Source organism: Pseudomonas sp. BIGb0176 (assembly GCF_024810175.1).
GTDB classification, from domain to species: Bacteria; Pseudomonadota; Gammaproteobacteria; order Pseudomonadales; family Pseudomonadaceae; genus Aquipseudomonas; species Aquipseudomonas protegens.
The window spans coordinates 271,868-297,662 of the sequence record NZ_JANUEC010000002.1 but is presented as its reverse complement, the minus strand read 5'-3'; the positions used below and the strand labels follow the sequence as shown (position 1 = coordinate 297,662).

General features: G+C 61.1%; 28 protein-coding genes and 1 tRNA gene. 22 read left to right on the top strand and 7 right to left on the bottom strand.

Annotated features, from left to right (window positions below; translation table 11 throughout):
* The first annotated feature begins 437 nt into the window (after positions 1-437).
* The 14 genes from M2395_RS12145 to M2395_RS12080 all read left to right on the top strand — a co-directional run bounded on the left by M2395_RS12145 (position 438) and on the right by M2395_RS12080 (position 12,013).
* The gene (locus M2395_RS12145; protein ID WP_015634720.1) at positions 438-1,187 is read left to right on the top strand and encodes an electron transfer flavoprotein subunit beta/FixA family protein; all 750 of its coding nucleotides are present in this window, start codon (positions 438-440) and stop codon (positions 1,185-1,187) included.
* Positions 1,188-1,189: 2 nt separating this feature from the next.
* Positions 1,190-2,119 (top strand): electron transfer flavoprotein subunit alpha/FixB family protein, encoded by a 930-nt coding sequence (locus tag M2395_RS12140; RefSeq protein ID WP_011060141.1) that lies wholly within the window; start codon positions 1,190-1,192, stop codon positions 2,117-2,119.
* Positions 2,120-2,200: 81 nt separating this feature from the next.
* On the top strand, positions 2,201-3,025 hold the full coding sequence (locus M2395_RS12135) for an ABC transporter substrate-binding protein (RefSeq protein WP_011060142.1): 825 nt from the start codon (positions 2,201-2,203) through the stop codon (positions 3,023-3,025).
* Positions 3,026-3,034: 9 nt separating this feature from the next.
* Entirely contained in the window at positions 3,035-3,391 is a 357-nt protein-coding gene (locus tag M2395_RS12130) for a DUF4398 domain-containing protein (RefSeq protein WP_011060143.1), read from the top strand.
* Entirely contained in the window at positions 3,388-4,200 is an 813-nt protein-coding gene (locus M2395_RS12125; protein WP_011060144.1) for an OmpA family protein, read from the top strand. Before M2395_RS12130 ends, M2395_RS12125 begins: the two co-directional genes overlap by 4 nt.
* Positions 4,201-4,405: 205 nt before the next feature.
* Entirely contained in the window at positions 4,406-5,845 is a 1,440-nt protein-coding gene (locus M2395_RS12120) for a PLP-dependent aminotransferase family protein (RefSeq protein ID WP_011060145.1), read from the top strand.
* Positions 5,846-5,922: 77 nt separating this feature from the next.
* Entirely contained in the window at positions 5,923-6,423 is a 501-nt protein-coding gene (locus tag M2395_RS12115; protein ID WP_026020149.1) for a hypothetical protein, read from the top strand.
* Between the two features lie 170 nt (positions 6,424-6,593).
* Positions 6,594-6,848 carry a YkgJ family cysteine cluster protein gene (locus M2395_RS12110; protein WP_011060147.1) on the top strand — a complete coding sequence of 85 codons (255 nt, stop codon included), beginning with the start codon at positions 6,594-6,596 and terminating at the stop codon, positions 6,846-6,848.
* Positions 6,849-6,891: 43 nt separating this feature from the next.
* Positions 6,892-7,500, top strand: a complete 609-nt coding sequence (locus M2395_RS12105) for an START domain-containing protein (protein WP_011060148.1) — start codon at positions 6,892-6,894, stop codon at positions 7,498-7,500.
* A gap of 143 nt (positions 7,501-7,643) precedes the next feature.
* Positions 7,644-7,877 (top strand): hypothetical protein, encoded by a 234-nt coding sequence (locus M2395_RS12100; RefSeq protein ID WP_015634724.1) that lies wholly within the window; start codon positions 7,644-7,646, stop codon positions 7,875-7,877.
* Positions 7,878-8,089: 212 nt separating this feature from the next.
* The gene (locus tag M2395_RS12095) at positions 8,090-8,431 is read left to right on the top strand and encodes a ribonuclease E inhibitor RraB (RefSeq protein ID WP_011060150.1); all 342 of its coding nucleotides are present in this window, start codon (positions 8,090-8,092) and stop codon (positions 8,429-8,431) included.
* A gap of 440 nt (positions 8,432-8,871) precedes the next feature.
* On the top strand, positions 8,872-10,281 hold the full coding sequence (locus tag M2395_RS12090; protein WP_011060151.1) for a circularly permuted type 2 ATP-grasp protein: 1,410 nt from the start codon (positions 8,872-8,874) through the stop codon (positions 10,279-10,281).
* An 11-nt stretch (positions 10,282-10,292) separates the two neighbouring features.
* A complete protein-coding gene (locus M2395_RS12085) occupies positions 10,293-11,243 on the top strand; it encodes an alpha-E domain-containing protein (RefSeq protein WP_011060152.1) in 951 nt (316 codons plus the stop codon).
* Positions 11,240-12,013, top strand: coding sequence for a transglutaminase family protein (locus M2395_RS12080; RefSeq protein ID WP_123430260.1), 774 nt, complete (start codon positions 11,240-11,242; stop codon positions 12,011-12,013). The genes M2395_RS12085 and M2395_RS12080 overlap by 4 nt, the downstream gene beginning before the upstream one ends.
* Positions 12,014-12,082: 69 nt before the next feature.
* On the opposite strand, the gene M2395_RS12075 is transcribed toward M2395_RS12080, so the two are convergent.
* Both M2395_RS12075 and M2395_RS12070 read right to left on the bottom strand, forming a co-directional pair.
* Positions 12,083-12,889 (bottom strand): cytochrome c, encoded by an 807-nt coding sequence (locus M2395_RS12075; protein WP_123430261.1) that lies wholly within the window; start codon positions 12,887-12,889, stop codon positions 12,083-12,085.
* A complete protein-coding gene (locus M2395_RS12070) occupies positions 12,886-13,335 on the bottom strand; it encodes a rhodanese-like domain-containing protein (RefSeq protein ID WP_011060155.1) in 450 nt (149 codons plus the stop codon). The genes M2395_RS12075 and M2395_RS12070 overlap by 4 nt, the downstream gene beginning before the upstream one ends.
* A gap of 609 nt (positions 13,336-13,944) precedes the next feature.
* Between M2395_RS12070 and M2395_RS12065 the strand changes: the two genes are divergently transcribed.
* From M2395_RS12065 to M2395_RS12055, 3 genes are all read left to right on the top strand, one after another.
* Positions 13,945-15,150: an acetyl-CoA C-acetyltransferase gene (locus M2395_RS12065; RefSeq protein ID WP_011060156.1), complete on the top strand. Its 1,206-nt coding sequence runs from the start codon at positions 13,945-13,947 to the stop codon at positions 15,148-15,150.
* A 25-nt stretch (positions 15,151-15,175) separates the two neighbouring features.
* Complete coding sequence (locus tag M2395_RS12060; RefSeq protein WP_123430262.1) at positions 15,176-17,320, top strand: 3-hydroxyacyl-CoA dehydrogenase NAD-binding domain-containing protein; 2,145 nt, start codon at positions 15,176-15,178, stop codon at positions 17,318-17,320.
* A gap of 105 nt (positions 17,321-17,425) precedes the next feature.
* Positions 17,426-18,148, top strand: coding sequence for an amidotransferase (locus tag M2395_RS12055; RefSeq protein WP_011060158.1), 723 nt, complete (start codon positions 17,426-17,428; stop codon positions 18,146-18,148).
* A gap of 43 nt (positions 18,149-18,191) precedes the next feature.
* Here the strand turns inward: M2395_RS12055 and M2395_RS12050 are convergent, their stop codons facing one another.
* From M2395_RS12050 to M2395_RS12040, 3 genes are all read right to left on the bottom strand, one after another.
* Entirely contained in the window at positions 18,192-19,163 is a 972-nt protein-coding gene (locus M2395_RS12050; protein ID WP_019093266.1) for a magnesium and cobalt transport protein CorA, read from the bottom strand.
* Positions 19,164-19,308: 145 nt separating this feature from the next.
* Positions 19,309-20,031: a 1-acyl-sn-glycerol-3-phosphate acyltransferase gene (locus M2395_RS12045; protein ID WP_123430263.1), complete on the bottom strand. Its 723-nt coding sequence runs from the start codon at positions 20,029-20,031 to the stop codon at positions 19,309-19,311.
* Between the two features lie 218 nt (positions 20,032-20,249).
* The gene (locus tag M2395_RS12040) at positions 20,250-20,939 is read right to left on the bottom strand and encodes a crotonase/enoyl-CoA hydratase family protein (RefSeq protein WP_011060161.1); all 690 of its coding nucleotides are present in this window, start codon (positions 20,937-20,939) and stop codon (positions 20,250-20,252) included.
* Positions 20,940-21,257: 318 nt separating this feature from the next.
* Between M2395_RS12040 and M2395_RS12035 the strand changes: the two genes are divergently transcribed.
* Positions 21,258-21,347, top strand: a tRNA-Ser gene (locus M2395_RS12035).
* Between the two features lie 182 nt (positions 21,348-21,529).
* On the opposite strand, the gene M2395_RS12030 is transcribed toward M2395_RS12035, so the two are convergent.
* Positions 21,530-21,799: a hypothetical protein gene (locus tag M2395_RS12030; RefSeq protein WP_077933625.1), complete on the bottom strand. Its 270-nt coding sequence runs from the start codon at positions 21,797-21,799 to the stop codon at positions 21,530-21,532.
* A gap of 898 nt (positions 21,800-22,697) precedes the next feature.
* Here M2395_RS12030 and M2395_RS12025 point away from each other — a divergent pair.
* From M2395_RS12025 to M2395_RS12010, 4 genes are all read left to right on the top strand, one after another.
* Positions 22,698-23,162, top strand: a complete 465-nt coding sequence (locus tag M2395_RS12025; RefSeq protein ID WP_015634732.1) for a hypothetical protein — start codon at positions 22,698-22,700, stop codon at positions 23,160-23,162.
* A 399-nt stretch (positions 23,163-23,561) separates the two neighbouring features.
* Positions 23,562-23,927, top strand: a complete 366-nt coding sequence (locus M2395_RS12020; RefSeq protein ID WP_015634733.1) for a glycine zipper domain-containing protein — start codon at positions 23,562-23,564, stop codon at positions 23,925-23,927.
* A gap of 108 nt (positions 23,928-24,035) precedes the next feature.
* Positions 24,036-24,197, top strand: a complete 162-nt coding sequence (locus tag M2395_RS12015) for a hypothetical protein (protein ID WP_011060168.1) — start codon at positions 24,036-24,038, stop codon at positions 24,195-24,197.
* Positions 24,198-24,348: 151 nt separating this feature from the next.
* The gene (locus M2395_RS12010; RefSeq protein WP_047336117.1) at positions 24,349-25,047 is read left to right on the top strand and encodes an HAD-IA family hydrolase; all 699 of its coding nucleotides are present in this window, start codon (positions 24,349-24,351) and stop codon (positions 25,045-25,047) included.
* A 48-nt stretch (positions 25,048-25,095) separates the two neighbouring features.
* Here M2395_RS12010 and M2395_RS12005 read toward each other — a convergent pair whose 3' ends face one another.
* The gene (locus tag M2395_RS12005; protein ID WP_077934990.1) at positions 25,096-25,662 is read right to left on the bottom strand and encodes an acyl-homoserine-lactone synthase; all 567 of its coding nucleotides are present in this window, start codon (positions 25,660-25,662) and stop codon (positions 25,096-25,098) included.
* Between the last annotated feature and the right edge of the window lie 133 nt (positions 25,663-25,795).

Sequence of the window (25,795 nt, the reverse complement as noted above, 5' to 3'; positions counted from 1 at the left end):
TCTCTCTGGGCGGCGCATTATATCTACACCACTCTCAGCGTCCAATACAAACGTTTGTTTGAATTTGCCGCAGCCCAGGTAAATCAAAGAAGCGCGGCTTATAAACGGCTATTTTGCCGTATTGACCGGAAAAGGCGTTCCGGTCAAGATACGGTCGGTTTTGCGCTCGCCGTAGGCTGACTGTTGGTTTCAAGAGCACCTCTAAAGACAGGGCAAAGGCAGTAAAGGTGACGCGCGCGCAGCTTGAAAGTGCGCAGTCTACACGCCGCGATAATGAATGACTCGTCGGTCACCACTGACGAACGGTCATCACCCCGTGAGCAAGGTCAACCTTTTTGTGCGCCAGCGTTTTTGGAGGTGCCCTTGTGCCGATGAGCATCAACCGCCAGGTTCTCGCCTAGGCGACTTTCTTTTCACCGGAGAGTAACGAGGAATCCATGAAGGTTCTTGTAGCTGTCAAACGAGTGGTCGACTATAACGTCAAGGTTCGCGTCAAAGCGGACAACTCCGGCGTCGACCTCGCCAACGTCAAGATGTCGATGAACCCTTTCTGCGAAATCGCAGTGGAAGAAGCCGTACGCCTGAAAGAGAAAGGTGTAGCGACTGAAATCGTCGTCGTCTCCATCGGTCCTGCTACTGCTCAAGAGCAACTGCGTACCGCCCTGGCACTGGGTGCCGATCGCGCGATCCTCGTCGAGTCCGCTGAAGAGTTGAACTCCCTGGCCGTGGCCAAGCTGCTCAAGGCCGTGGTCGACAAGGAACAGCCACAGCTGGTGATCCTCGGCAAACAGGCCATCGATAGCGACAACAACCAGACCGGCCAGATGCTGGCGGCCCTGAGCGGCTACGCTCAAGGCACCTTCGCCTCCAAGGTCGAAGTGTCCGGCGACAAGGTCAACGTCACCCGTGAAATCGACGGCGGCCTGCAGACCGTTGCGCTGAACCTGCCAGCCATCGTCACCACCGACCTGCGTTTGAACGAGCCGCGCTACGCGTCTCTGCCAAACATCATGAAAGCCAAGAAGAAGCCGCTTGAAACGCTGACTCCTGATGCTTTGGGCGTTTCCACCGCCTCCACCAACAAGACCCTGAAAGTCGAAGCGCCGGCTGCACGCAGCGCGGGCATCAAGGTCAAGTCGGTGGCTGAACTGGTCGAGAAACTGAAAAACGAAGCGAAGGTAATCTGATCATGACTATCTTGGTAATCGCCGAACACGATAACAAGGCGCTGGCTCCGGCCACCCTGAACACCGTTGCCGCCGCCGCCAAAATCGGTGGTGACGTGCATGTACTGGTAGCCGGCCAGGGCGTTGGCGCCGTGGCTGAAGCCGCGGCCAAGATCGCTGGCGTGGCCAAAGTGCTGGTGGCCGACAACGCCGCCTACGCTCACCAACTGCCGGAAAACGTTGCGCCGCTGGTGGCCGAACTGGGCGCTGGCTACAGCCACATCCTGGCTGCCGCTACTTCCAACGGCAAAAACATCCTGCCGCGGGTTGCCGCTCAGCTGGACGTCGACCAGATCTCCGAAATCATCTCGGTAGAAAGCGCTGATACCTTCAAGCGTCCGATCTATGCCGGTAACGCCATCGCTACCGTGCAGTCCTCGGCTGCCGTAAAAGTCATCACCGTACGTGCCACCGGTTTCGACGCCGTTGCCGCTGAAGGTGGTTCGGCTGCAGTCGAAACCGTGGGCGCCGCTCACGATGCCGGCAAGTCGAGCTTCGTTGGCGAAGAACTGGCCAAGTCCGATCGCCCTGAACTGACCGCAGCCAAGATCGTCGTTTCCGGCGGCCGCGGCATGCAGAACGGCGACAACTTCAAGCACCTGTATGCCCTGGCCGACAAGCTGGGCGCTGCTGTCGGCGCGTCCCGCGCTGCGGTGGACGCAGGTTTTGTGCCCAACGACATGCAGGTCGGCCAGACCGGCAAGATCGTTGCGCCACAGCTGTACATCGCCGTCGGTATCTCCGGCGCGATCCAGCACCTGGCGGGCATGAAGGACTCCAAAGTGATCGTCGCGATCAACAAGGACGAAGAAGCGCCAATCTTCCAGGTAGCCGACTACGGCCTGGTAGCGGACTTGTTCGAAGCCGTACCTGAGTTGGAGAAGCTGGTCTAATCCGGCGTCTTCACTTATAAAGAGCCCGGCCTTTTGGCCGGGTTTTTTTATGTGTGTTTTTTGCCGGGGGAGGGTTTCGCCATGGATCTGCGCCGCATGAGTGGCTGGCCAGTGCTGTTGGGCCTGACGTTGTTGCCATCGTTGTCGATGGCGGCGGGCAAGTGCGAGCGTCTGGTGGTCACTGGCAGCCCCGATGCACCGCCTTACCTGTGGCGTGACCCTCAGGACCCCAAGCACCTGATGGGTGCCAGCGCCGACCTGCTGCAGCAGGTGGCCGGGGAACTGGGGCTGAAGGTCGAGGTGCTGTATGCCGGCAAGCGCTCCGAGGCGCTGGACGAGGTACGCACCGGGCGCATGGACCTGCTCGCCGATGCACCGCTGACCCTCAATGAGCTGGAATCGCTGGACTACATCCACCCGGCGCTGGTGCAGAACGACTATCTGGTCTGGACCCGCAAGGATTCGACCCTCAGCTACACCCAGCCGGGAGACCTGGCAGGCCATCCGGGCGCCGTGTCGGAAAAGGCCCGACTGACTCAGCCCTTTGTCGCCATGGCCAAGGAGCATCTGCAACTCAAGCGCCTGCCGAATCTGACCCAGGTCTTCCAGACCTTGCTCCTGGGGGAGGTGGACTATGTGCTGGCGCCTCGCTACGCAGGCATGGCCATGGCCCAGACCCTGGGCATGACGGCGGATCTGGCGGCGTTTCCCCAGCCCATCGACAAACCGGGGCTGTTCCTTGCGCTGTCCCATAACTCCGCCTGCAATGACCCATGGTTGCGCGGACAGTTGGCCAAAAAGATGACAGAATTGCCCGCGTCCGGTCTGACGGAGACCTTGCTGCAGCGCAATCTGGAGCGCTGGAAGGCCCAGTTGCAGCAACCCGTCAGCAGCCCAAAACAGTAGGAATCTTGTGTGACTATTCGACCTCTTTTCGCCGCCATGGCTGTTCTCGCCCTGGCGGGTTGTGCAACCGATCCGGCGCCCATCGAGCAGATGCGCCTCACCGCGCAGACGCTGGAGCAGGCCAAGGCCGTGGGGGCTTCTGCCGAGGACATGCCCGAGTTGAAACTGGCCGAAGACAAGTTCTCCCGGGCACAGGGCAACATGCAGGATGAGTCCTACAAGAAAGCGCGGATGCGCGCAGAACAGGCCGAACTGGATGCGCGCCTGGCCGAAGCCAAGGTCCTGACCCGCAAGAGCCAGGAACAGGTGAATGCGCTCAATACCCGCATCACTCGCCTGCGCAAGCAACTGGGAGATGCCCAATGAATCTGTCTACCCGGATCATCGGCAGTGCAGTGCTCCTGGCATGCGCCGGACTCTATGGCTGCGCTGGCCAGCACAGCGAAGAAGCCCTGCAGCAGGCCAGTAACGACTTCCAGAAGGTCAAGGAAGACTCCAACGTGCTGCGTATCGCGCCCAAGGACGTGATCCGTGCCGGGGAGTCCCTGGCACGTGCCGATCGCCTCTCCACCTATTGGGGCAGCGGTGGCGATGTGGAGCATTACGCCTACCTGAGTCGGCGCTACAGCGAAATCGCCCGTGAGCATACCGAACAGGCACTCAATAACGAGCGTGCGGCCAAGCTCGAGCTGGAGCGCCAGCGCCTGCAACTGGCCCTGCGCGAAGCCAAGTTGCTCAGCGTGCAGCAGCAGGGCAAATGGCTGGAAGAACAGATCATCAGCCTGGCCACCACCCAGACCGATCGCGGTCTGGTGATGACTCTGGGGGATGTGCTGTTCGATACCGGCGAAGCGGAACTGAAGAACTCGGCGAACCGCACTGTGCTCAAGGTGGTGCAGTTCCTCCAGTTGAACCCCAAGCGCGTGGTGCGCATCGAGGGTTACACCGACAACACCGGCGAGCGCCAGAGCAATCTGCAGCTGTCCAAGGACCGCGCCCAAGCCGTGGCGGATGTGCTGGTGGACCTGGGTATCGATGAAAAACGCATTCAGGTCGAAGGCTATGGCGACGACTATCCGGTGGAGGCCAATGCTTCCGAGCGGGGAAGGGCGCAGAACCGTCGGGTGGAGATCGTGTTCTCCGACGAAAAAGGCCAGTTGGGCGCTTCTCGCTGAAGCTGCGCCAGTGCCACGGAAAAACCCGACGCCTTGCTCGCGTCGGGTTTTTTTATGCCTGCCAAGAGGTTCACAAAAACCCTACAGTTATGCTTTTCACTGCCCCGTGTCCTCGACTATTGTAGAAACTGTCCCAGTACACTTCTAAACTGTGCCGGTATTGTTTCACACAAGAATAAAACGCCGTGAAATCGAGTGCTGCGCCATGACCAATCTCTTGCTCTATCAACGTATCGCTCAGCAACTGGCTGAGGATATTCGCCGTGGTGTCTACCAGCCGGGGGAGCGCGTACCGTCGGTACGCAAGATGAGCTCGCAGCTCAATGTCAGCCACGCCACGGTACTCCAGGCCTACGCCAACCTCGAAGACCAGGGGCTGATTCGCGCGCGCCCGCAGTCGGGCTACTACGTGCACCAGACGCCGGCGCTGACCGCGCCCACGCCGGATATCGCCCGGGTCGAGCGCCCTGGGCTGGTGACCCGCAGCAGCATCATTCAGCAGGTGCTGGTGGAGTCCCGTCGCGAAGGTGTGTTTCCGTTGGGGGCCGCAGTGCCCAGCGTTGACTATCTGCCAGTGCGGGCGCTGCACCAGCAGTTGGCCAAGGTCACCCGGTTTCACAGCCCCCGGGCATTCAGTTACATGTTCAGCCCGGGCTTCGAGCCACTGCGGCGTCAGGTGGCCATTCGCATGCGCGATGCCGGGGTGGTGGTCGACCCGTCGGAAGTGGTGATCACCCACGGCTGCGTCGATGCCCTGCAGATGTCATTGCGGGTACTGACCCGGCCCGGGGACCTGATTGCTGCGGAGTCGCCGACCTACTACGGCCTGCTGCAACTGGCGGACTTGCTGGGGCTCAAGGTCATCGAGATTCCCAGTGATCCGTCCACCGGCATGAGCCTGGAAGCCCTGCAACTGGCGGCCAACCAATGGTCGATCAAGGCCCTGGTGCTGACCACACGCCTGAGCAATCCCCTGGGCGGCACCATGCCCGAGGAGCGGCAGAAGCAGTTGCTGCGCCTGGCATCGGATTTCGATATCCAGGTGGTCGAGGACGATATCTATGGCGAGTTGATGTTCGAGGTGGGGCGTACCAAGGCCCTCAAGGCCTATGACCGCCTGGATCGGGTGATCTACTGTTCGAGCTTCTCCAAGACCCTGTCTCCCGGCGTGCGCATCGGCTGGATGATTGCCGGCAAGTACCAGCAGGAGATCCAGCGCCTGCAGACCTTCAGCACCCATTCTGCGTGCAGCGTGACCCAGATGGGGGTTGCGGCCTACCTGGAAAACGGCGGTTATGACCGGCATTTACGGTACATCCGCCAGGAATACCGGAAGAATCTCAGCGCCTTTCAGCTGGCGGTGCAGCAGTACTTCCCTGAGGGCACGCAGATCACCCGGCCCAACGGGGGCTTCATTCTCTGGGTCAGCCTGCCGGGGCGGGTCAACACCCAGGAGCTTCATGTGCGAGCCTTGCAGCAGGGCATCAGCATCGCCCCGGGGCTGATCTTCAGCAACACCGAGCAGTTCAACCACTGTGTGCGGCTCAACTGCGGTACGCCCTGGAATCGCGAGGCCGAGCGGGCTCTGATGACTTTGGGAATGCTTGCCAGCCAGTTGTGCCAGGAGGCGGCGGGCGGATTTTAATCAGTGTGGCCCTGTGCTTGTCATGGGGCCTGCAACAAGCGAGCATAGAGGACCTTTTGTCGATCTACCTGTCTTTCATGAAAGCCTTTCTACCTGCCCTCTGGTTAAGTGTCTGTCTGTTGGGAACCACCTTCGTGGCTCCTGCCCAGGCGGCTTCCTCCCAGGACAAGCCGGCTGCGGGGGCGGCCCACGCCACTAAGGCGGCCCCTGCCAAGAAGGCTCCGGCCAGCAAGGCCAAGCCTTCGGCCAGTGCCAGCAAGAGCAAGTCCGCGGCCAAGAAGGCGCCCGCCAAGCCCAAGTCCAAATGGGCCTATCAGGACATCAAGAAGCCGTTGCCCAGCGCCAAGGTGGACTTGAGCCTGCCGCCGGAAATGGTCAAGCACCTGCAGCCGGTGGGCAGTGTGCCGCTACCCAAGCGCGAGCCGCTGCTGCCGCAGATGTTTGGCGAAAAGCCCAAGGAAAGCAGCCCGTTCCAGCTCAACGGCCGCTTGCTCAGCAATGAAATGCAATTGCAGCTGCGCAACGAGGAACGTCGGGATATCGAAGGCGCGGCCCTGGATTTCGAGTTCAAGCAGTAAATTCTTCATCCTCTTCTGTGACGGGTTGGCTCGACACTTTGTCGGAGACTGATCAGTCACGCACGGTTGTGCGTCAAATCCGTTCTTTGAGTAATTTTAAACGGCTGTTTTAGCGGTTACTCTTGGCGGGCGTCATTCAACACTCTGCTTGTCGCAAGGAGCTTTTCCTCATGAACTGCCGTGAAGGTTGTGGCGCCTGCTGCATCGCCCCTTCCATCAGCACCCCGATTCCCGGAATGCCCCAGGGCAAGCCGGCGGGAGAACGTTGCCTGCATCTTTCTGTCGAACACCTGTGCGGGCTGTTCGGCCTGCCGGAGCGGCCGGCGGTGTGTGGGGCGTTCCTGGCGGATCCCGAGGTGTGTGGCGAAAGCCGCGAAGAAGCCATCCGCCTGATTGGCTGGTGGGAACAAGTGACCGCGGCATAGAGTGTTCTCAATGAACGGAACTTCAACAATAAGGAATAAGACAATGGGTTCGCTGCAACGAATGGCTGTGCTCTGTGGTTTAACCGTGCTGTTGTCGGCAACGGCCCACGCCGAAGACTGGCAAACCGCCAAGGATGAAGACGGCATCAAGGTCTCCTTGAGTGAAGTGGCCGGCTCCAAATACAAGGCCTACCGTGGTGTGACCACCATGAAGACCTCCATCGCCAAGCTCCGCGCGCTGCAGGAAGACGTGGCGGGCGCCTGCTCCTGGATCCACGAGTGCAAGACCCAGAAACTGCTCAAGCACGAGGGCGATCAAAGCTGGACCTACACCCAGTTCAACACCCCGTGGCCAGTCACTGCCCGTGACTCGGTATTGCACATCACTACCAGCGAAGCGGCCGACGGCAGCCTGACCCGCAAACTGGAGGGCGTGCCCACCTACATCCCTGAAGAGAAAGGCTTCGTGCGGGTGGCCCAGGTCGAGGGCTACTGGAAGTTCGTACCCAAAGGCGCCGACCAAGTGGAAGTGACCTACCAGGTGCACACCGAGCCGGGTGGCAGCGTGCCGTCCTGGCTGGCCAACAAGTTCGTGGTGGATGCGCCGTTCAACACCCTGAAGGCACTCAAGGCTCGCGCCGAAAAGCCTTGATCGGCTGAGTTTTGCCAGCATTACCAGGGCCGCCTTCGGGCGGCCTTGTCATTGCTGTGTTCCGGCAGCGCGGTGGAACGATTGCCCGTTGCTCAGGGTCGAGATGTTGTCAGCCCACTCATGGGGCTATCGAGGAGGCACTGATGCAAAAGTGGCAAGTCACTTTCGTTGACGATCATGGTGTCCAGTCCGTCGAGCATTTCGACTGCGACCAGCAACCGACGATGGAACGCGCCGCACAACTGGTGCGGGCCAAGTTGTTGCCAGTGAGTGCCGAACTGGACCTGAACGATCTGGACGGGCGCACCGAGGACCCCACCCTCAAGAGCCTGAAAGAGCAGAACAGCATTCAGATTCTCAGTATCACGCCGATCTAGAGAGGGTAGAGCGCGCTTCGCAGTAATTTCTGGCGACGTCCAGAGCAAGGCGCTAATCTGCAAACGAGATCAGCGAATTCTTCGCTAGGCTCTGATCTTGTCAGCTCCATGCTTGTTTCCTGACGACCCGCCCCGGGTCGTGATGCCGGTCCCTTTGGCCGGCGGTTCGGGAAACACGGAAAGTCTATCCATCGGTTTGAGGAGGACGTTTCATGAGCACAGCCGTTCAAGAAGACATCAGCAGCAGTGTGCTGCGCCGCATGAAAGAAGGCGGTTTCGACTTTTCACGATTCCATCCCATCGAGTTCTACGCCATTTTTCCGGATGAGGAGCGGGCACGCAGGGCGGCAGGACATTTTCGCGGTGAATCCTTGAATGCCCAGGTCAGCGTGCGTGACGACGGCGCCTGGTACCTGGAACTGAGCAAGGTGATGTACGCCACCTATGGCGGCATCGGGGATTTTGAACAGGACTTCGAGGCGGTGGTCGAGCCCCTGGGCGGCATCATTGAGGGCTGGGGAGTGAAACAGGAGATCCGTGGACGGCTGGTATAGCCTGCGCTAGATATATCGAGACAGACAATTGGCTGGCCCCTGGGCCGGCCAATTGTGTTTTCGGGGCCCGCACAAGGTAAAAAAAAGCCACCCGAGAGGGTGGCTAAAAGGGAAGACCGGTCAGGAGAGGGAACCGGTCGGGAGAGCCCGGACCCGGTTGTCATCGGCGTCATCAAGGTTGCAGCAGCGACTTCATCAGGCTTGGCGAAGTGTTTGCTCGATGGACGCGATTATCCCCAGTGGCCAGCGGGCAGTGAAATCAACTCTGACTATGCTGGTGATAGCCAAGACCGGTGCCAGCCATGGCCCGGGCAGGGGCGGTCCGCATGCATCGGTTATGCGGGCATCGGCCTTGGGCTGCAACGGACTGATTTTGGGGCGCTTGTGCCGAAGGCACAGGGCTGGCGAAGCCCGGGTGTGCAGGTGACAGGGAGTACGGCATGAACCACAGCGCTGTTGATGAAATGCATGGGGCCGACGGCCAGGTTCGCGAGCATTACCGCGAGTTCGCCCGCTGGCTGGCCAATACCCCCGACGAACTCCTGGCCCGCCGCCGTCGCGAGGCCGACCTGCTGTTCCACCGTGCCGGCATCACCTTCACCCTGTACGGCGATGAGCAGGGCACCGAGCGGCTGATTCCCTTCGATACCATTCCCCGCATCATCCCGGCACGGGAATGGCGGATCATCGAACAAGGGTGCATTCAGCGGGTACGGGCGCTGAACCTGTTTCTGGCCGATCTCTACCACCAGCAACGAATCATCCGCGCCGGGATCATTCCCGCCGAGCAGGTCCTGGCCAATCAGCAGTACCAGCTGGCCATGCAGGGCCTGGACCTGCACGGTGATGTCTATGCCCATGTCTGCGGAGTTGATCTGGTACGCGACGGCGACGGCCGCTACTGCGTGCTCGAGGACAACCTGCGCACCCCCAGCGGCGTCAGCTACATGCTCGAAGACCGCAAGATGATGATGCGCCTGTTTCCCGAGCTGTTCGCCGCCCAGCGCATCGCCCCCATCGACCATTACCCGAACCTGTTGCTCGATACCCTGAAAAGCTCCAGCCCCCTGGACAATCCGACGGTGGTGGTACTGACCCCGGGGCGCTTCAACAGCGCATTTTTCGAGCATGCGTTCCTGGCGCGGGAGATGGGGGTGGAGCTGGTGGAAGGTGCCGACCTGTTCGTGCGTGACGATCGGGTGTTCATGCGCACCACCGCCGGCCCGCAGGCCGTGGATGTGATCTACCGTCGCCTCGACGATGCCTTCCTCGACCCCCTGGCGTTCAACCCCGATTCCTTGCTCGGCGTGCCCGGCCTGTTGGCAGCCTACCGCTCGGGCACTGTGGTACTGGCCAACGCCATCGGCACCGGGGTGGCCGATGACAAGTCGGTGTACCCCTATGTCACCGAGATGATCCGTTTCTACCTGGACGAAGAGCCGATTCTGCAGAACGTGCCGACCTGGCAGTGCCGCCGGCCCGCCGAGCTGTCCCATGTGCTGGCCAACCTGGCGCAACTGGTGGTCAAGGAAACCCAGGGTTCCGGCGGCTACGGCATGCTGGTGGGGCCGGCGGCCACGGCGGCGCAGATCGAGGAGTTCCGCGTACGGATCAAGGCCCGGCCCGAGGCGTACATCGCCCAACCGACCCTGGCGCTGTCCACCTGCCCGACCTTTGTCGAAAGCGGCATCGCCCCGCGGCATATCGATCTGCGGCCCTTTGTCCTTTCTGGTGGTGAAACCCGTGTGGTGCCCGGTGGTCTTACCCGTGTGGCCCTGCGTGAAGGTTCGTTGGTGGTGAATTCCTCACAGGGCGGCGGGACCAAGGACACTTGGGTGGTCGAGGATTAAGGAAGCCTGCCATGTTGAGTCGAACCGCGTCGGACCTGTACTGGATGTCACGCTACCTGGAGCGCGCGGAAAACCTGGCGCGGATGCTCGATGTCAGCTATTCCCTGTCGCTGATGCCCCAGGACGGGCGCGGCGATGGCCTGCACGAGCTGGCCATGCCACTGCTGATCACCGGCACCCTGGAGGATTACCACGCCCGCCACCAGGCCTTGCACGCCGAGCAGCTATTGCAGTTCTTCGCCCTGGACCCGGCCAACCCCGCCAGTATCTACAGTTGCCTGGGATCGGCCCGGGCCTGCGCCCATGCCGTGCGCGGGCGGATCACCGCCGACATGTGGGAAAACGTCAATGCCACCTGGCTGGACATCCACCAGATCGCCAGCCAGGGCCTCAGTGCCTATGGCATGAACCGCTTCTGCGAATGGATCAAGGAGCGCTCCCATCTGTTTCGTGGCGCCTCCTACGGCACCATCATGCGCAACGACGCCTTTCGCTTTATCCGCCTGGGAACCTTCATCGAGCGCGCCGACAACACCCTGCGCCTGCTGGACGCACGCTACGAGATGGCCGGCGACCAGGCCGATGCGGTGTGCGACGGCACCGCCCATGCCTATTACCAGTGGAGTGCGTTGCTGCGGGCCTTGTCTTCCTTCGAGGCCTACACCGAGGTCTATCGCGAGGCGCCCGGTGCCCGGCATGTGGCCGAGCTGCTGTTGTTGCGCGCCGACGTGCCGCGCTCGCTGCGGGCCTGTACCGAGGAGATCGACCAGATCCTCGCCAGCCTGCCCGGCGACAACGGGCGCCCGGCCCAGCGTCTGGCGGCGCAGATGGATGCACGCCTGCGCTACATCGGTATCGATCAGATTCTCGACGAAGGCCTGCACGCCTGGCTGACCGACTTCATCCCCCTGGTGCGCCAGTTGGGCAACGCGATTCACCGCTCTTATCTGGAGGCGGCATGAGACTGTCCGTGAGCCATGAAACCGCCTATCGCTACGCCGATCCGGTAGGCGCCAGCATCCAGTACCTGCGCCTGACACCCCACGACAGCGAGCGCCAGCAAGTGCTCTGCTGGCAGCTGGATCTGCCACGACCGGTGCGTGCGCAACGGGACCCCTTCGGCAACATCCTGCACGTACTGACCCTGGACGAGCCCCACGAAGCAGTGATCATCGGCGCCCGTGGCCAAGTGGATATCGATGAGCTGCGCGAGGCCGAGCATGAATGCCAGTCGCCCTTGCCGTTCCTGCGTTTCACCAGCCTGACCGAGGCGGATGCACAACTGCGCGAGTTCGCCGGCCGGCAATGCGCAAGGCGGCGTGATCGCACAGGGTTGATCGACCTGATGCATGGGCTGCACCAGCTCATGGCCTACACGCCTGGGGCAACGGACGTGGCCACCAGCGCGGCGCAGGATTTCGCCGGGCGCGCCGGGGTCTGCCAGGACCACACCCACGCTTTCCTTGCCTGTGCCCGTAGCCTGGGCGTTCCGGCACGTTTTGTTTCCGGTTATCTGTACCGCGAGGACAGCGGGCAATTACTTGGCCACGCCTGGGCCGAAGCCTGGCTGGAAGGCGCCTGGTACAGCTTCGATGTGACCCACCAACTGGCGCGGCCCGAGCGCCACCTCAAGCTGGCGGTGGGCCTGGACTACCTGGATGCCTGCCCGGTACGCGGCATGCGCCGGGGCGCCGCCGGTGAGCAGATGCACGCCAGGGTGCTCCAGCAATAACACGCGTTTTCGCTAGGAGCCGGCTTGCCGGCGAAGGCGCCAGAGGTGGCAAAGGCGATGTCGCAAGGCTCAGGGAACCTGCTTGCGCCCCGCCATGTGCCTGAGATACCCCAGCAGCAGGTCCAGCTCCTGATCCGGCAGCACGTTGTTGTTGAACCCGGGCATCTTCGCCTGGGGCCAGCGCCTCATGCTTTGCGGATCGCGGATATAGCGCTTGAGGAAATCGCCGCTGAAATACTCGGTGGGGCTGTAGGGGATATTCAGGTCCGGACCGAATTGTGAATCGCCGGCACCGTTGAGCCGGTGGCAGGCCAGGCAGTTTTTCTGGAACAGGGCAAAGCCCTGGTTGATTGGATCAGTGGCCGCCAACTGCGGATCCGGAAGCAGGGTCGGGAAGCGCTGTGCCACTGGCTCCAGGCGCTGGATGCGCGCCACCTGGAACGGCCATTGCTCCGGGCTGATATGCCCGGCGGCAGGATTGGTCCACACCAGATAGAAAGGCCCGGCGCTGGGTTTGTCGGCAGCCAGCGCAGGCCAGGGCCGGCTCGGGTCCTCCACGGCCAGCCAGGCCTGGGCGCCCTGGCGTTCAAGCAGCGGCGCGGCGCTGAGCTCCGCGGCAAAGCCGTCCAGGGCCACGGCTTGAAGATGGTCTTCGGCCTTCAGGCCCTTGAGCAGGGTCGCCATGGGCACGGCGCGGTACTGCATATCGCGCTTGTAGGACACATCGTCCTTGATGGTAATGGTCTGGGCCTGGGGGTGCGTTAGCAGTTCTTCGGTCTGCCAGGTGTGGCTGGCGGAGCCCAGGTCGATCAGCAGTTGCGCGGCGTGCAGCGGGCTGCTCAGCAGCAGGGCAGCGCCAAGGAGGAATACTTTCAATTGATGGCCGTCGGGTCGTCGTCAGTGGGTTCGTCGCCGGGAAGCACGTCGTCCGGTCGCGACACATGGTCGAACAGGGCGTCCCGGAGCTCTTCGTAGTTGCCGCCGTTCACGATACCGAAATAGCCGTGCTTGACCAGCGTGTCTTCGGCTTCAAGGGCGTGCTGGTTGGTGTCGCTGTAGATCACCACGGTGGCGTTGGGGTCCAGCACCACTTTGCGCAACTGGTAGGCCAGGCCCTCGGCGCTGATGCCGGTGCCGTCCTCCAGTTCGAGATTGACCTGCAGCGAGTTGTGCACATTGCCGGCGGCAAAGTCGCTCTCGTTGCGCAGATCGAGGATCAACGCCCCATCATTGATTTCGTCCACCGCGCGGTTGACGTCGATGATTCCAGCGTGAGCGTGAAAGGCGCTCAGGAGTGTGGCGAGTGCAATCCAATGGCGCATGAGTCTTCCCCTTGGTGTTCCTCAGGAAGACTGGCACACAAGTCCGTGCCCCGGTAGGAACCGGGGACAATTTTCCGTCTCGTTGATCGAGCAGCCACAGATCAGCCGATCACTTTGGTGAGATTCGGCAAGATCAACAGCAGTGTGGTTGCGAAAAGAATGAGCCCCGCCTGACGTACTTTCGAATGCTTGAACATGGCTGAATGCCTTTTGTTGTTATTCCTGAGCGTCAATGCATGCCGGTGGGTGAACTCCATTACGAGTCACTATGAACCGGCTATGTGTCCTTTTTCTTACTTGCCCCAGTGCAGAATCCGTCTGGAACTTCCTACAGTTTCTACCTTAGGGGCCTTGAATCCTCTGGCTTAGATCCAATTCATATGAATTTATATTTCTGATTTATTAAAAGGCTATATATCGGCCCGGGCGTGCCTTGGCCGCCCTCTGGCTAGACAGCTCGCGACCCTTCATCGGCAGAGCCCTTAGCTGCCTACCGTTCGTCTGAGCGTCGGCGTCAAGGCGGCTGAGCGCATCGGTCATTGAATCCGACGCTGCCGCGCCTAAGGTGGGAGCTCGACATTTTCCCCTGCACAGCGGTTCGAGGACGTCATGACCCAAGCTTTGATATTCGATGCGTTACGCACGCCCCGCGGCAAAGGCAAGGCCGATGGCGCCCTGCACAGCGTGAAACCGGTGAACCTGGCCGCGGGCCTGTTGCGCGCCCTGCAGCAGCGCTGCGAACTGGACACCAGCCAGGTGGACGACGTGGTCCTGGGCTGTGTGACGCCGATCGGTGATCAGGGCGCCGATATCGCCAAGACCGCGGTCCAGGCTGCGGATTGGGACGTAAGCGTGGCCGGGGTGCAGATCAATCGCTTCTGCGCTTCCGGGTTGGAGGCGGTCAACCTGGGGGCGATGAAGGTGCGTTCCGGGTTCGAGGAACTGGTGGTGGTTGGCGGCGTCGAGTCCATGTCGCGGGTGCCCATGGGCAGCGACGGCGGGGCCTGGGTGCTGGACCCGGAGACCAACCTGCACAGCCATTTCACCCCCCAGGGGATTGGCGCCGACCTGATCGCGACCCTGGAAGGCTTCTCCCGGGAGGACGTCGACCGCTTCGCCCTGCACTCCCAGCAGAAGGCCGCCCGCGCCCGGGCTGGCGGGGCCTTTGCCAAATCCCTGGTGCCGGTGCAGGACCAGAACGGCATCGTGCTGCTGGACCATGACGAGTTCATTCGCGCCGATTCGACCCTGGAGGGCCTGGGCAAGCTCAAGCCGAGTTTCGAGATGATGGGGCAGATGGGCTTCGATGCCACGGCGCTACGGGTCTACAGCCATGTGGAGCGGATCGACCATGTGCACACCCCCGGCAACAGCTCGGGCATCGTCGACGGCGCGGCGCTGATGCTGATCGGCTCCGAAGCCAAGGGCCGCGAGCTGGGGCTCAAGCCCCGGGCGCGGATCGTGGCCACGGCGGTCACCAGCACCGACCCCACCATCATGCTCACCGGCCCGGCGCCGGCCACCCGCAAGGCCCTGGCCAAGGCCGGGCTGCGGGTCGAGGACATCGACCTGTTCGAAGTCAATGAAGCCTTCGCCTCGGTGGTGCTCAAGTTCATCAAGGACATGGCCATCGACCCGGCCAAGGTCAATGTCAACGGCGGCTCCATCGCCATGGGCCACCCGCTGGGGGCCACCGGCTGCGCCATCCTCGGCACCTTGCTCGATGAGCTGGAAACCCGGCGCCAGCGCTATGGCCTGGCGACCCTCTGTGTCGGCGGCGGCATGGGTATCGCCACCATCATCGAACGCCTCTGAGCCCCGACTTCAAGGAATCCCTTTCATGACCGATGCCATCCGTTACGAAAAAGGCCAGGACCAGATCGTCGTCCTGACCATCGATATGCCGGGCCAGAGCGCCAACACCATGAATGCCCTGTACCGCGACGCCATGGCCGGTGCCGTGGCGCGCTTGCAGGCCGAGCAGGAATCGATTGCCGGGGTGATCATCACCTCGGCGAAAAAGACCTTCTTCGCCGGCGGTGACCTCAATGAGCTGATCAAGGTCGGCAGGCCCGAGGCCAAGGCTTTCTACGACATGGTGCTGGCCCTCAAGGGCCAGCTGCGAGCCCTGGAAACCCTGGGCAAGCCGGTGGTCGCTGCAATCAATGGCGCGGCCCTGGGCGGCGGCTGGGAAATCTGCCTGGCCTGCCATCATCGCGTTGCCCTGGACGATAAATCGGTACAGGTCGGCCTGCCGGAAGTCACCCTGGGCCTGTTGCCCGGCGGCGGCGGGGTGGTGCGCATGGTGCGCATGCTGGGCCTGGAAAAGGCTCTGCCCTATCTGCTGGAAGGCAAGAAAGTGCGCCCGCAGCAGGCGTTGCAAGCTGGCCTGATCGATGCCCTGGCGACGGACCGCGACGACCTGCTGGCCAAGGCTCGGGCCTGGATCCTCGCCAACCCGGGCGCGCAGCAGCCCTGGGATGTGCGCGGCTACCAGATCCCTGGTGGCACGCCGTCGAACCCGAAGGTTGCGCAGATGCTGGCCATCGCCCCATCGATTCTGCGGACCAAGACCCAGGGTTGCTTCCCCGCGCCGGAAAAGATCCTCTGCGCTGCGGTCGAAGGCGCCCAGGTGGATTTCGACACCGCGCAACTGATCGAGACCCGTTACTTCACCGAGCTGACCACAGGCCAGGTGGCGAAGAACATGATCGGCACCTTCTGGTTCCAGCTCAACCAGATCAATGCCGGCAGCTCACGGCCACAGGGCGTGCCGCCGCAGGTCACGAAAAAACTCGGGGTGCTTGGCGCCGGCATGATGGGCGCGGGCATTGCCTATGTCAGTGCGGTGGCGGGTATCGAGGTGGTGCTCAAGGACATCAGCCCCGAAGCGGCCGAGAAGGGCAAGGCCCACTCGGCGGCGCTGCTGGAGAAAAAGGTGGCTCGCGGGCAGTTGAGCCGTGAGCAGCGGGACGCCACCCTGGCGCGGATCCGCACCACCGCCGAGGATGCCGACCTGGCCGGTTGCGACCTGATCATCGAGGCGGTGTTCGAGGATCGCGAGCTCAAGGCCAAGGTCTCCCGGGCTGCGCAGCAGGTGGTCGGCGGTGACGCGGTGATCGCCTCCAACACTTCGACCCTGCCCATCACCGGTCTGGCTACGGCGGTGCCGAACCCGGACAAGTTCATCGGCCTGCATTTCTTCAGCCCGGTGGAAAAAATGCCCTTGGTGGAAATCATCAAGGGGGCGAAAACCAGCGATGAAACCTTGGCCCGCGGCTTCGACTTTGTCTTGCAGATCAAGAAGACCCCGATCGTGGTCAATGACAGCCGTGGCTTCTTCACCTCCCGGGTGTTCGGCACTTTCACCAACGAAGGTATCGCCATGCTCGGCGAGGGCATCGCGGCGCCGATGATCGAGACCGAAGCGCGCAAGGCCGGGATGCCGGTGGGGCCGCTGGCGATTTCCGACGAGGTTTCCCTGAGCCTGATGAGCCATATCCGCCAGCAGACCGCCAAGGACCTGCAGGCCGAGGGCAAGCCGGCCATCGAACATCCGGCATTTGCCGTGATCGACCTGCTGCTCAACGAATACAAGCGCCCGGGCAAGGCGGCCGGTGGCGGTTTCTACGATTATCCGGCCGGTGCCCAGAAGCATTTGTGGCCGCAGTTGCGCACGCGCTTCTACAAGGCCGACGGGCAGATCTCGCCCCAGGATGTGCGGGATCGCCTGCTGTTCGTCCAGGCCATCGAGACCGTGCGTTGTGTGGAGGAGGGAGTGTTGCACTCCACGGCGGACGCCAACATCGGCTCGATCTTCGGCATCGGCTTTGCCGCCTGGAGCGGGGGCGCCCTGCAGTTCATCAATCAGTACGGGGTGCAGGATTTCGTCGCCCGTGCGCAGTACCTGGCCGAGCAATATGGCGAACGTTTCCGGCCGCCGACGCTGCTTCTGGAAAAGGCTCGCCTGGGCCAGTTGTTCTGACGCCGACAGGCGCTCAATGAGCTGATCCGGGGCTTGCCTTGCCGTGGTATTTCAAGGCAGGCTCTGGACTGTTCATTATTGCCATCGCCTTGTCAGGAATTTTTTATGTCGCTACGCATCTGCATTCTTGAAACCGATATCCTGCGTCCCGAACTGGTCGATCAATATCAGGGTTACGGGCAGATGTTCCAGCGCCTGTTTTCCCAGCAGCCCATCGCTGCCCAATTCAGCGTCTACAACGTGGTCCAGGGGGAGTACCCCAGCGATGACCTGGAATTCGATGCCTATCTGGTGACGGGCAGCAAGGCCGACTCGTTCGGCACCGATCCCTGGATCCAGACCCTCAAGACCTACCTGCTGGGGCGCTACGAGCGTGGCGACAAGCTGTTGGGCATCTGCTTCGGCCATCAGTTGCTGGCATTGCTGCTGGGGGGCAAGAGCGAGCGCGCGAGCCAGGGCTGGGGTGTCGGTACCCATAGCTACAAGCTGTCGGCCAAGGCGCCGTGGATGAGCCCGGTGGTGGAGGAGCTGACGCTGCTGATCAGCCATCAGGACCAGGTTACCGCCTTGCCGGAGAACGCCACGGTGATCGCCTCCAGCGATTTCTGTCCGTTCGCGGCCTACCATATCAATGATCAGGTGCTGTGTTTCCAGGGCCACCCCGAGTTCATCCACGACTATTCCCGCGCCTTACTGGACCTGCGCCAGGAGTTTCTCGGCGAGCAGATCTACCAGAAGGGCGTGGCCAGCCTTGAGCACGACCATCACGGCACCACTGTGGCGGAGTGGATGATGCGTTTCGTCGCTCACAAGCCCGAGGCTGCCTGAACCCGGCCATGGCCCTGCCGCAAGGCGCAGGGCCGTGGCTCCTTCAGAGCCAGCCGGAACGCTTGAAGCTGGCCCAGAGGCCGACACAACCCACGCTGATAAAACCCAGGACGCCAAAGTAGCCGTAGTGCCAACTCAGCTCCGGCATGTTCTGGAAGTTCATCCCGTAGATTCCCGCCACCGCCGTCGGAAACGCCAGGATCGCGGCCCAGGCGGCGAACTTGCGTTGCACGATGCTTTGCCGTGAAGCCTCCAGCAGTACGCCGATCTCGATGGTCTGGCTGGCGATATCGCGCAGGGTCGAGAGGTCTTCCATCTGCCGGGTGACGTGAATCTGCACATCCCGGAAGTACGGCCGCATGTTCTTGTCGATAAAGGGAAAACTGAGCTTCTGCAGCTCTTCGCTGATCTCCACCATGGGCGCTACATGCCGGCGCAGGCGCAGCACGTCGCGGCGCAGGCCGTGCAGGTGCTGGATGTCCCGTTCGTTCAGCGAGTCGCAGAGGACGTTGCGCTCCAGCTCGTCGATTTCCGCGTGGATGGCTTCGCTGACCGGCTGGTAGTTCTCGGTAACGAAGTCCAGCAGGGCATAGAGCACGAAGTCTTCACCGTGCTCCAGCAGCAGCGGGCGCGCCTCGCAGCGCTGGCGCACGTAGCCATAGGAGGCCGAGTGGCCGTTGCGCGCGGTGATGATGTAGCCGTTGCCGGCAAAGATGTGGGTTTCGATGAACTCCAGCTTGCCCTGCTCGCGCACCGGCGAATAGGTGACGATGAACAGCGCGTCGCCGAAGGTTTCCAGCTTCGGCCGGCTGTGCTTTTCCAGGGCATCCTCGATGGCCAGTTCATGCAGGTTGAACTGGCGCTGCAGGTTGGCCAGCTCGTGGGCGTTGGGTTCCTCCAGGCCGATCCAGACGAAGTGGCCGGGCTTGGCGGCCCAGGCGGCCCCTTCGTCGAGGCTGATATCCGTGACTTTCTTTCCGCCGCTGTAGACGGCGGCAGCAACAACTCTACCCATGGTTCCGGTTCACTTCTTCTTATCAAGGGGGCGGTGACAGATAAGGTGCAGCTTAGCCTGCAATGCTCCATCAGAGTCACTGGCCGCGAGGGAGTTCGCGGACAAATAAAAGCCCGCGCAAGGCGGGCTTTTTGTGGCGCCGGGTTCAGGCGGCCTGCAGCTGGCGATCCATGCTGGCGATGCATTCGCGCATCTGTTCGCGGCACTGGGCGATCAGCAGGGGCATGTCGTCCAGGGTCAGCCCGGCCGTGGGGATGGCCGGCAGCGAGCGGATCAGGATTTTGCCGCTGTTCCAGCGATCCAGGCGTATGTGCTTGATGTAGCTGCTGACGCACACCGGGACTATGGGCACGCCTGCGGCGATGGCCATCTGGAATGCACCTTTCTTGAAGGGCAGCAGCTCTTCCCCGAGGTTGCGGGTGCCTTCCGGGAAGACCCAGATCGAGGTGTCCTTGTGCTGCAAGGTGTGGGTGGTGGTGAGCATCGAGCGCCGGGCCTTGTGCGGGTTGCCACGGTCGATCAGCACGTTGCCTGCCAGCCAGAACAGCTGGCCGAACAGCGGCACCCATTTCAGGCTCTTCTTGCCGATGCACACGGTCCTTCGCGGCACCACGTTGCCGAATACGAACAGGTCGTAGTTGGACTGGTGGTTGGCGATGATCACGCAGCCCTGGGGTTTGTCCATCAGCGGGCCGACCTCGGCCTTGACCCGCAAGCGCAGGATGCACATCGCCGGCCAGGCGTAGAGGCGGGCGCACAGTCGGCTGTTGTCCGGGTTGAATGGGCGGCACAGGCCGAGCAGCAGGCCCAGGCTGCCTGCCAGGATAAAGTGCAAGCCCATCAACGACATACGAAGCAGATACAGCATCTAAACGGCCCACCCGGGGACAAAAGGTGGCGCAGTGTACGGATGTGCACTGTTTTCGGCAATTGCCGTTCTCAGCCGGGAGATGGGCGATGTTTAAGTACATGTTTCCAGCAATGGCTGGCGATGGTGATCTAGAGCGGTCGCGGCTTGTTGGCAAGGCATGCGGTAAAAAGCCCGGCGCGAAGGCCGGGCTGGTTCAGGTAGCAAATCCGCGGGTTTCAGCCCAGGTGCTCCTGGTCCTGGATGATCGCGTTGTCCAGGGCATCCAGCAGTGCCTTGCGCACCTTCAGCTTGGTGTTCTTGTGCGCCACCATGTTGATCTTCTTCAACTGGCGTGCAGCGGCCAGGGCGGCGCCTTGCAGTTCATCGGGCGCTACCACCTTGTCAAGGAAGCCGGCATCTACCGCGCTTTGCGGGTCGAACATCTCGCCATTGATTACCGAGCGATGCAAAGCCGAGCGACGCAGGCGGTCACGGGCCAGCTCGATACCCGCGTGGTGCATGGTCATGCCGATCTGCACTTCATTGAGGCCGATGCTGAAGGGGCCTTCGACACCGATGCGATAGTCCGCCGACAGCAGCAGGAACGCGCCCTTGGCCACCGCGTGCCCCGGGCAAGCGACGATCACCGGGTAGGGGTGGGAAAGCAGGCGGCGGGCCAGGGTCGAACCCAGGGTTACCAGAGCCACGGCCTCCTTGGGGCCGGCTGTCATGACCTTGAGGTCGTAGCCGCCGGAGAGAATCCCCGGCTGGCCGGTGATGATCACCACCGCGCGATCGGCGGTAGCCTGATCCAGCGCCGCATTGAAGGCGGCAATCACGTCCGGGGAGATGGCATTGACCTTGCCATTGCTCAAGGTCAGGGTCGCGATACCGTCTTCGAGATGGTAGGAAATCAACTCACTCATGACGCAATTCCTTGTATTGAAGTGCTGCAGAAGTTACCCACCACGGTAGCTGCGGTAAAGCGCCATGACTGACTGGTGAGTCAGCCCCGAGGCCGCCAAGGGCCCTGCATCACACAGCGGGTAACGCATGGTTTCTTCTATAGGGTTGTGGGCAAGGCTGAAGAATGGCCGGTTTGCCTTATTGCATGGGGGGCTGCATTGCCCTTGGCCGGGGATCGAGCTTAAGCGCATGAAAATTCTGAAAAAAAAGTTTGCCATCTGAAAAGCGATCGACTACATTAGCGCGCCTCGACAGACTGAATCGGTTTGAAGAGATACGGTGAAGTGTCCGAGTGGCTTAAGGAGCACGCCTGGAAAGTGTGTATACAGGAAACTGTATCGAGAGTTCGAATCTCTCCTTCACCGCCACATTCTACAAACACAAACCCCTGACTTTCCTAAAGAAAGTCGGGGGTTTGTGGTTTTTGGCGTCTGAAAAATGTACCGATGGAACGGGTAGGAGGAGTTGTGTTGGGTTGACCCGAGGCAGTCTGTAGCAGGCTCTGGTGCGTGCTCATTCGGCAAACCACGCACCAGCTACGCCTGAAGAGTTACCACTGGCCGCTTACGAGACAGCCGACGATTTCCCAACCGCTGTATTCCCACCAGGAATATCGGCTATCGGAGCAGCTTCTGGCCAGGCTGGCCATCTGGATTTCGCCCGCTGCTTTTTGGGTTCCGAAAGGGGTGTCAGTAGAAGCTGTCACCTGATTGACGGTCTGCGGAGCTTTGATCGGGGTTGGATGTACGGAAGCGTTCGCGACAGTTGCGGTGAAAGCGATCGTCGCGGATACGGCCAGAGCAGTTATGGACTTTTTCATGTGCGAATCCTTTCAGTCATCTGACAAGCGGCTTATACCTGAGCCTGACCTGCCTTTATCAATAGCCTGAACAGATCGGGCGCTCGCATGGGGTGACGCCAGGAAAGCCTAGCACCGCGTTATTTCCCGCACAGTCGCTCAACGGTACTATTGACAAAGATATAAAAAACTGGGTTTTTTCAGATGTTGGCGGCTGGTGAAGTAATGTAGAGCTTGAGCACATGCTTCCAGGCTGGTCTTTAAAGCTTTAATGCCAGCTGTAGTAACCCGACGACAACCGGCCCATTTTCAGCTGTTACGTGCGGTCGGGAGGTGGAGCGATCCATCGTCGCCCATGGCGTGCAGCCACTCGTCGGCGCCTGTCTGTTTTGAACGGCGGGTCGGCAAATGACTGTCTAGTCTGAAATGCCGTGACGAGCAGTATTTTCCAGGCAATCAGGAGCTTGCCGGTACTGGTCGGTTGTTGGAGGGAGCTGGGTATGAGGAGTCTTGCTTATATTGAAGACAACGGGGATGAGTTCCCAATCAACAACTTGGTGCATTGCGGTCAGGCTGCATTCGAAGCAGAGGTTGAGTCTTCTGGCACAGTTGTCAGCAAGAGAAAGGCGGCGGCGGTGCCTGTAGCCAGCAACAAGATGTTTTTCCCCAGGGCGTTGCCGAAGAGAAGGTAACGCAGGATGCAGGCGGCCCCGCTTTATGCGGGGTTTTTTATTGCCTGGAGATTTTTCAGGGGAAAGGTTGGCGGGGGCCCATTGTTCGGTGGGGAGCTTTATGGATTATTTATTAAGATTTTTTTCTATATGTTTAGGAATTTTCTTATCTCAATTTGTTATAAGTGACGATATGTTCCTTATCCCGATTCAAACGGGGCTGCGCATCCAGCGATGATGCCTTTTATATGAAACGCGATAAGGAAATAAACGTGAAAGCCATTTTCAAACTCCTCGCATTGTCCACGCTTGTTGCCACCGCCGCAGGTTGCACCAGCTACAACATCAGCCAGCCATCTTCGCCAATCGACAGTCAGGTCAAGGCTGACCTGAAGGCGGATGTAGCAGTGGGCGAAGCGATTTCCGGTCAGTCGTCGGTCAACATCCTGTTTGGTTTCCTGAAGTTCGGTGGCGATAGCCAGTTTGCCGACGGTGTGGCTTACGGTGGTGACGGCGGTGGTGCACTGGGTGGCCTGGGCCTCGATCCGGTCAGTGCGGTCAAGTCCGCTGCGGCTTTCAAAGCAGTCAAATCTTCGGGCGCCGACCTGATCGTTGCTCCGCGTTATGAAGTGAGTGAAGAAAACTACTTCGTCTTCAAGAAAGTCTCGGTCACGGTCAAAGGCAATAAAGGCAGCATCCGCAGCATTCGTTGAGTGCAACTGCGTTCGAGCCTCTGTGGCGGAGATCGGGGCGTTGCACTGGTAACGTTCCAAGGCGTTGCCTGCCAGCGGCCCGGTCTGAACATTTTCGGTAAGGTGAGCTGAAGATGCCTCGGGATAGGTGAAGCTCAAGGTCTGTTGGTGTTGCTCCCACTGACAGGCTCTTTTCACATAATCTTCACATCTGCCTGAGTAGGCTCGAACCATCCGTTAAAAGCAGCATCCCTAGCCCGTTCCCCAGCGGGCTTTTTTTTGCGCGGGGATAAAACTCTTTTAAAATCAGCTGTCCAAGGCACCTGGGAGCAACCCGGGTGCGGCCGCGATAGCTCGAATTGGCCAGCGTGGCACTGGGCTTTCTTGTCAGTCCGACAGTCTTTCTTTGAGGTTCAAGTCATGCGTTTAACTCTACCTGCCCTGGTTGTGGGACTTCTGCTGGCTCAAGGCGCTATGGCCGGCGATGGCACTGCAGCCATTGGTGGCGGGCTTGGCGGCGCGTTGGGCAATGTGGTCGGGCAGAAGCTCGGTGGCAGTACCGGTGCGGCAATCGGCGCGGGTGTTGCCGGTGCGGCAGGCAGTGCGGCCGGGGCGCGCAAAGGCAGCCGGGCCAAGGCGGCCATCGGTGGTGGCCTGGGTTCGGCCGGTGGCTCGCTGATCGGTAATCGCCTGGGCGGTAGCACCGGCTCGACCGTCGGTGCCGGTATCGGCGGCGCGGCCGGTGGCGCCCTGGGTAGCAGCATGGGTCACAAGAAGCGTCACTGATTCTGCCTTGCCTGAAGAAAACCCGGCCCTGCGCCGGGTTTTTTGTGTGGCTTGCCCCAGGCTTCGCCATACTCAAGGCTCTGAGTCCCGATGTTCAAGGAGACGATCATGCCCCGCGAGACGCCAGGCCAGGCACAGCCCGCTTCCGACGAGCCGGAGGTGATCAACGACCCCGGGAATGAAGACCCCGGTTCATTGCAGGACGATGCACGCGTACCTCTGCAAGAGGCGCCGGAAGGCGACAAGAGCCCGCCTGGTGCAGCCGACTAAGGTCCGCAGCAACCGCCGTCCAGCCCCTCGGTTGCTCCCGACCCAAGCCCGCCGCTATGCTGCTGAATCCTTTAATTGATGAATTGCCAAGAAGAACTGGCCGTACCTGAGCCGCTCCCTGGAATGTACTTTTGCTAACGGATCAGATGCGATGAATGCACAGTTGAATGATTTGGGGCCGATCAAGGCCGTCATTTTCGACATGGACGGCTTGCTCCTGGACACCGAGGGCATCTACACCGAGATCACCCAGTTGATCGCCGAGCGTTATGGCCGCACCTACGATTGGACCATCAAGCAGAACATCATCGGCCGGGGAGCCGGCGACCTGGCGCGCTATGTGGTCCAGGCCCTGGACCTGCCCATCAGCGCCGAAGAGTTCCTGGTGATGCGCGAACCGTTGATGCGTGAGCGCTTTCCCCGCGCCCAGGCCATGCCCGGGGCCCAAGAGCTGGTGCGGCACTTGAAGGAACACCGGATCCCCATTGCCGTGGGCACCAGTTCGTCGCAGATGTCGTTCGGCGAGAAAACCACCCGCCATGGCGACTGGTTCGCGCTGTTCGACACCATCGTCACCGCCGACGATCCGGAAGTGACGGCGGCCAAGCCGGCGCCGGATATCTTCCTCACGGCTGCCCGCCGCCTGGGGGTGGCCCCGGCCGAGTGTCTGGTGTTCGAGGATTCGCCGTTTGGCGTGACCGCGGCCAGGGCCGCTGGCATGAGCGTGATCGCAGTGCCCGATCCGGCCATGGCCGATAGCAAGTTTGCCCATGCAGATGCGATCCTGCGATCGTTGAAGGCCTTTCAGCCCGCAGCGTGTGGCTTGCCCAGGCTGGATTGGCCAGCATAAACCCGTGCCTGCCCAGGCGCTGCGCTGGGGCTCCTGGGCCGTTCTACCTTAATGGCTGCGTGCTGCAGACAGGTCGATTTCCAGGGCCATGATGCTCAGCCCCTCACTGAGCCTGGAGGGGCCGAGGCGCCGAATATTGAACTTTCTCTTGATCAGCAGGCGTGCGATTGCACTCGGCGAAACCGTCAGTAGTTTGCGTGCCCCCAGAGACTTGGCGTACTCGAAGGCTTCAAGTAGCAGCGACATTGAGTGGGAGGAAGAGTAGGCATTCAGAACATCGGTCTCTTTATCGAGCGATACAGCGGCGAACCTGGACAACTCCCAGACATGAGTTTGAGAGGGCGGCTGATCTGAACCCAGCAGGTCGGGAAATACTTCCGATAATAGATAAGGGCGGGTTGTGGGTAGTAGGCGTGCTGTACCCACAATGGCACCTGTTTCATCTTTGGCCGCGAGGTAAAGTGTGTCATCCCGGTCAAACTCGTCGAGTTCCAACTGGTCGGGGCAATCCAATGGCCAGCCGAGCTTTTCGACAAATACCTTATAACGATAAGAAGCAATGTCCTGCTTCAGCTGCGAGCCTAATGCTTTACCATTTCCGGAAAAAATACGCATCATAGATCCTCGGCGTTCAAGTCGAGCGTGATCGTAAATTAGCCAGTAAAGCCGGGTACCTACCATTATTGGTAGGTAGGTGGCTTTTTTTGTCGGGCAAAGGCTTTGCGGTATTAGTGCTGGTCGCCGGACA

Excerpts from the sequence above, each read along its gene's own strand:
- M2395_RS12065 (WP_011060156.1), top strand. The coding sequence starts at position 13,945 with ATGACCCAAGCTTTGATATTCGATGCGTTACGCACGCCCCGCGGCAAA.
- M2395_RS12110 (WP_011060147.1), top strand. The coding sequence starts at position 6,594 with ATGAACTGCCGTGAAGGTTGTGGCGCCTGCTGCATCGCCCCTTCCATC.
- M2395_RS12120 (WP_011060145.1), top strand. The coding sequence starts at position 4,406 with ATGACCAATCTCTTGCTCTATCAACGTATCGCTCAGCAACTGGCTGAG.
- M2395_RS12125 (WP_011060144.1), top strand. The coding sequence starts at position 3,388 with ATGAATCTGTCTACCCGGATCATCGGCAGTGCAGTGCTCCTGGCATGC.
- M2395_RS12095 (WP_011060150.1), top strand. The coding sequence starts at position 8,090 with ATGAGCACAGCCGTTCAAGAAGACATCAGCAGCAGTGTGCTGCGCCGC.
- M2395_RS12100 (WP_015634724.1), top strand. The coding sequence starts at position 7,644 with ATGCAAAAGTGGCAAGTCACTTTCGTTGACGATCATGGTGTCCAGTCC.
- M2395_RS12085 (WP_011060152.1), top strand. The coding sequence starts at position 10,293 with ATGTTGAGTCGAACCGCGTCGGACCTGTACTGGATGTCACGCTACCTG.
- M2395_RS12090 (WP_011060151.1), top strand. The coding sequence starts at position 8,872 with ATGAACCACAGCGCTGTTGATGAAATGCATGGGGCCGACGGCCAGGTT.
- M2395_RS12005 (WP_077934990.1), bottom strand. The coding sequence starts at position 25,662 with ATGCGTATTTTTTCCGGAAATGGTAAAGCATTAGGCTCGCAGCTGAAG.
- M2395_RS12070 (WP_011060155.1), bottom strand. The coding sequence starts at position 13,335 with ATGCGCCATTGGATTGCACTCGCCACACTCCTGAGCGCCTTTCACGCT.
- M2395_RS12025 (WP_015634732.1), top strand. The coding sequence starts at position 22,698 with ATGAAACGCGATAAGGAAATAAACGTGAAAGCCATTTTCAAACTCCTC.
- M2395_RS12040 (WP_011060161.1), bottom strand. The coding sequence starts at position 20,939 with ATGAGTGAGTTGATTTCCTACCATCTCGAAGACGGTATCGCGACCCTG.
- M2395_RS12135 (WP_011060142.1), top strand. The coding sequence starts at position 2,201 with ATGGATCTGCGCCGCATGAGTGGCTGGCCAGTGCTGTTGGGCCTGACG.
- M2395_RS12140 (WP_011060141.1), top strand. The coding sequence starts at position 1,190 with ATGACTATCTTGGTAATCGCCGAACACGATAACAAGGCGCTGGCTCCG.
- M2395_RS12105 (WP_011060148.1), top strand. The coding sequence starts at position 6,892 with ATGGGTTCGCTGCAACGAATGGCTGTGCTCTGTGGTTTAACCGTGCTG.
- M2395_RS12145 (WP_015634720.1), top strand. The coding sequence starts at position 438 with ATGAAGGTTCTTGTAGCTGTCAAACGAGTGGTCGACTATAACGTCAAG.
- M2395_RS12030 (WP_077933625.1), bottom strand. The coding sequence starts at position 21,799 with ATGAAAAAGTCCATAACTGCTCTGGCCGTATCCGCGACGATCGCTTTC.
- M2395_RS12055 (WP_011060158.1), top strand. The coding sequence starts at position 17,426 with ATGTCGCTACGCATCTGCATTCTTGAAACCGATATCCTGCGTCCCGAA.
- M2395_RS12010 (WP_047336117.1), top strand. The coding sequence starts at position 24,349 with ATGAATGCACAGTTGAATGATTTGGGGCCGATCAAGGCCGTCATTTTC.
- M2395_RS12050 (WP_019093266.1), bottom strand. The coding sequence starts at position 19,163 with ATGGGTAGAGTTGTTGCTGCCGCCGTCTACAGCGGCGGAAAGAAAGTC.
- M2395_RS12080 (WP_123430260.1), top strand. The coding sequence starts at position 11,240 with ATGAGACTGTCCGTGAGCCATGAAACCGCCTATCGCTACGCCGATCCG.
- M2395_RS12020 (WP_015634733.1), top strand. The coding sequence starts at position 23,562 with ATGCGTTTAACTCTACCTGCCCTGGTTGTGGGACTTCTGCTGGCTCAA.
- M2395_RS12115 (WP_026020149.1), top strand. The coding sequence starts at position 5,923 with ATGAAAGCCTTTCTACCTGCCCTCTGGTTAAGTGTCTGTCTGTTGGGA.
- M2395_RS12045 (WP_123430263.1), bottom strand. The coding sequence starts at position 20,031 with ATGCTGTATCTGCTTCGTATGTCGTTGATGGGCTTGCACTTTATCCTG.
- M2395_RS12060 (WP_123430262.1), top strand. The coding sequence starts at position 15,176 with ATGACCGATGCCATCCGTTACGAAAAAGGCCAGGACCAGATCGTCGTC.
- M2395_RS12015 (WP_011060168.1), top strand. The coding sequence starts at position 24,036 with ATGCCCCGCGAGACGCCAGGCCAGGCACAGCCCGCTTCCGACGAGCCG.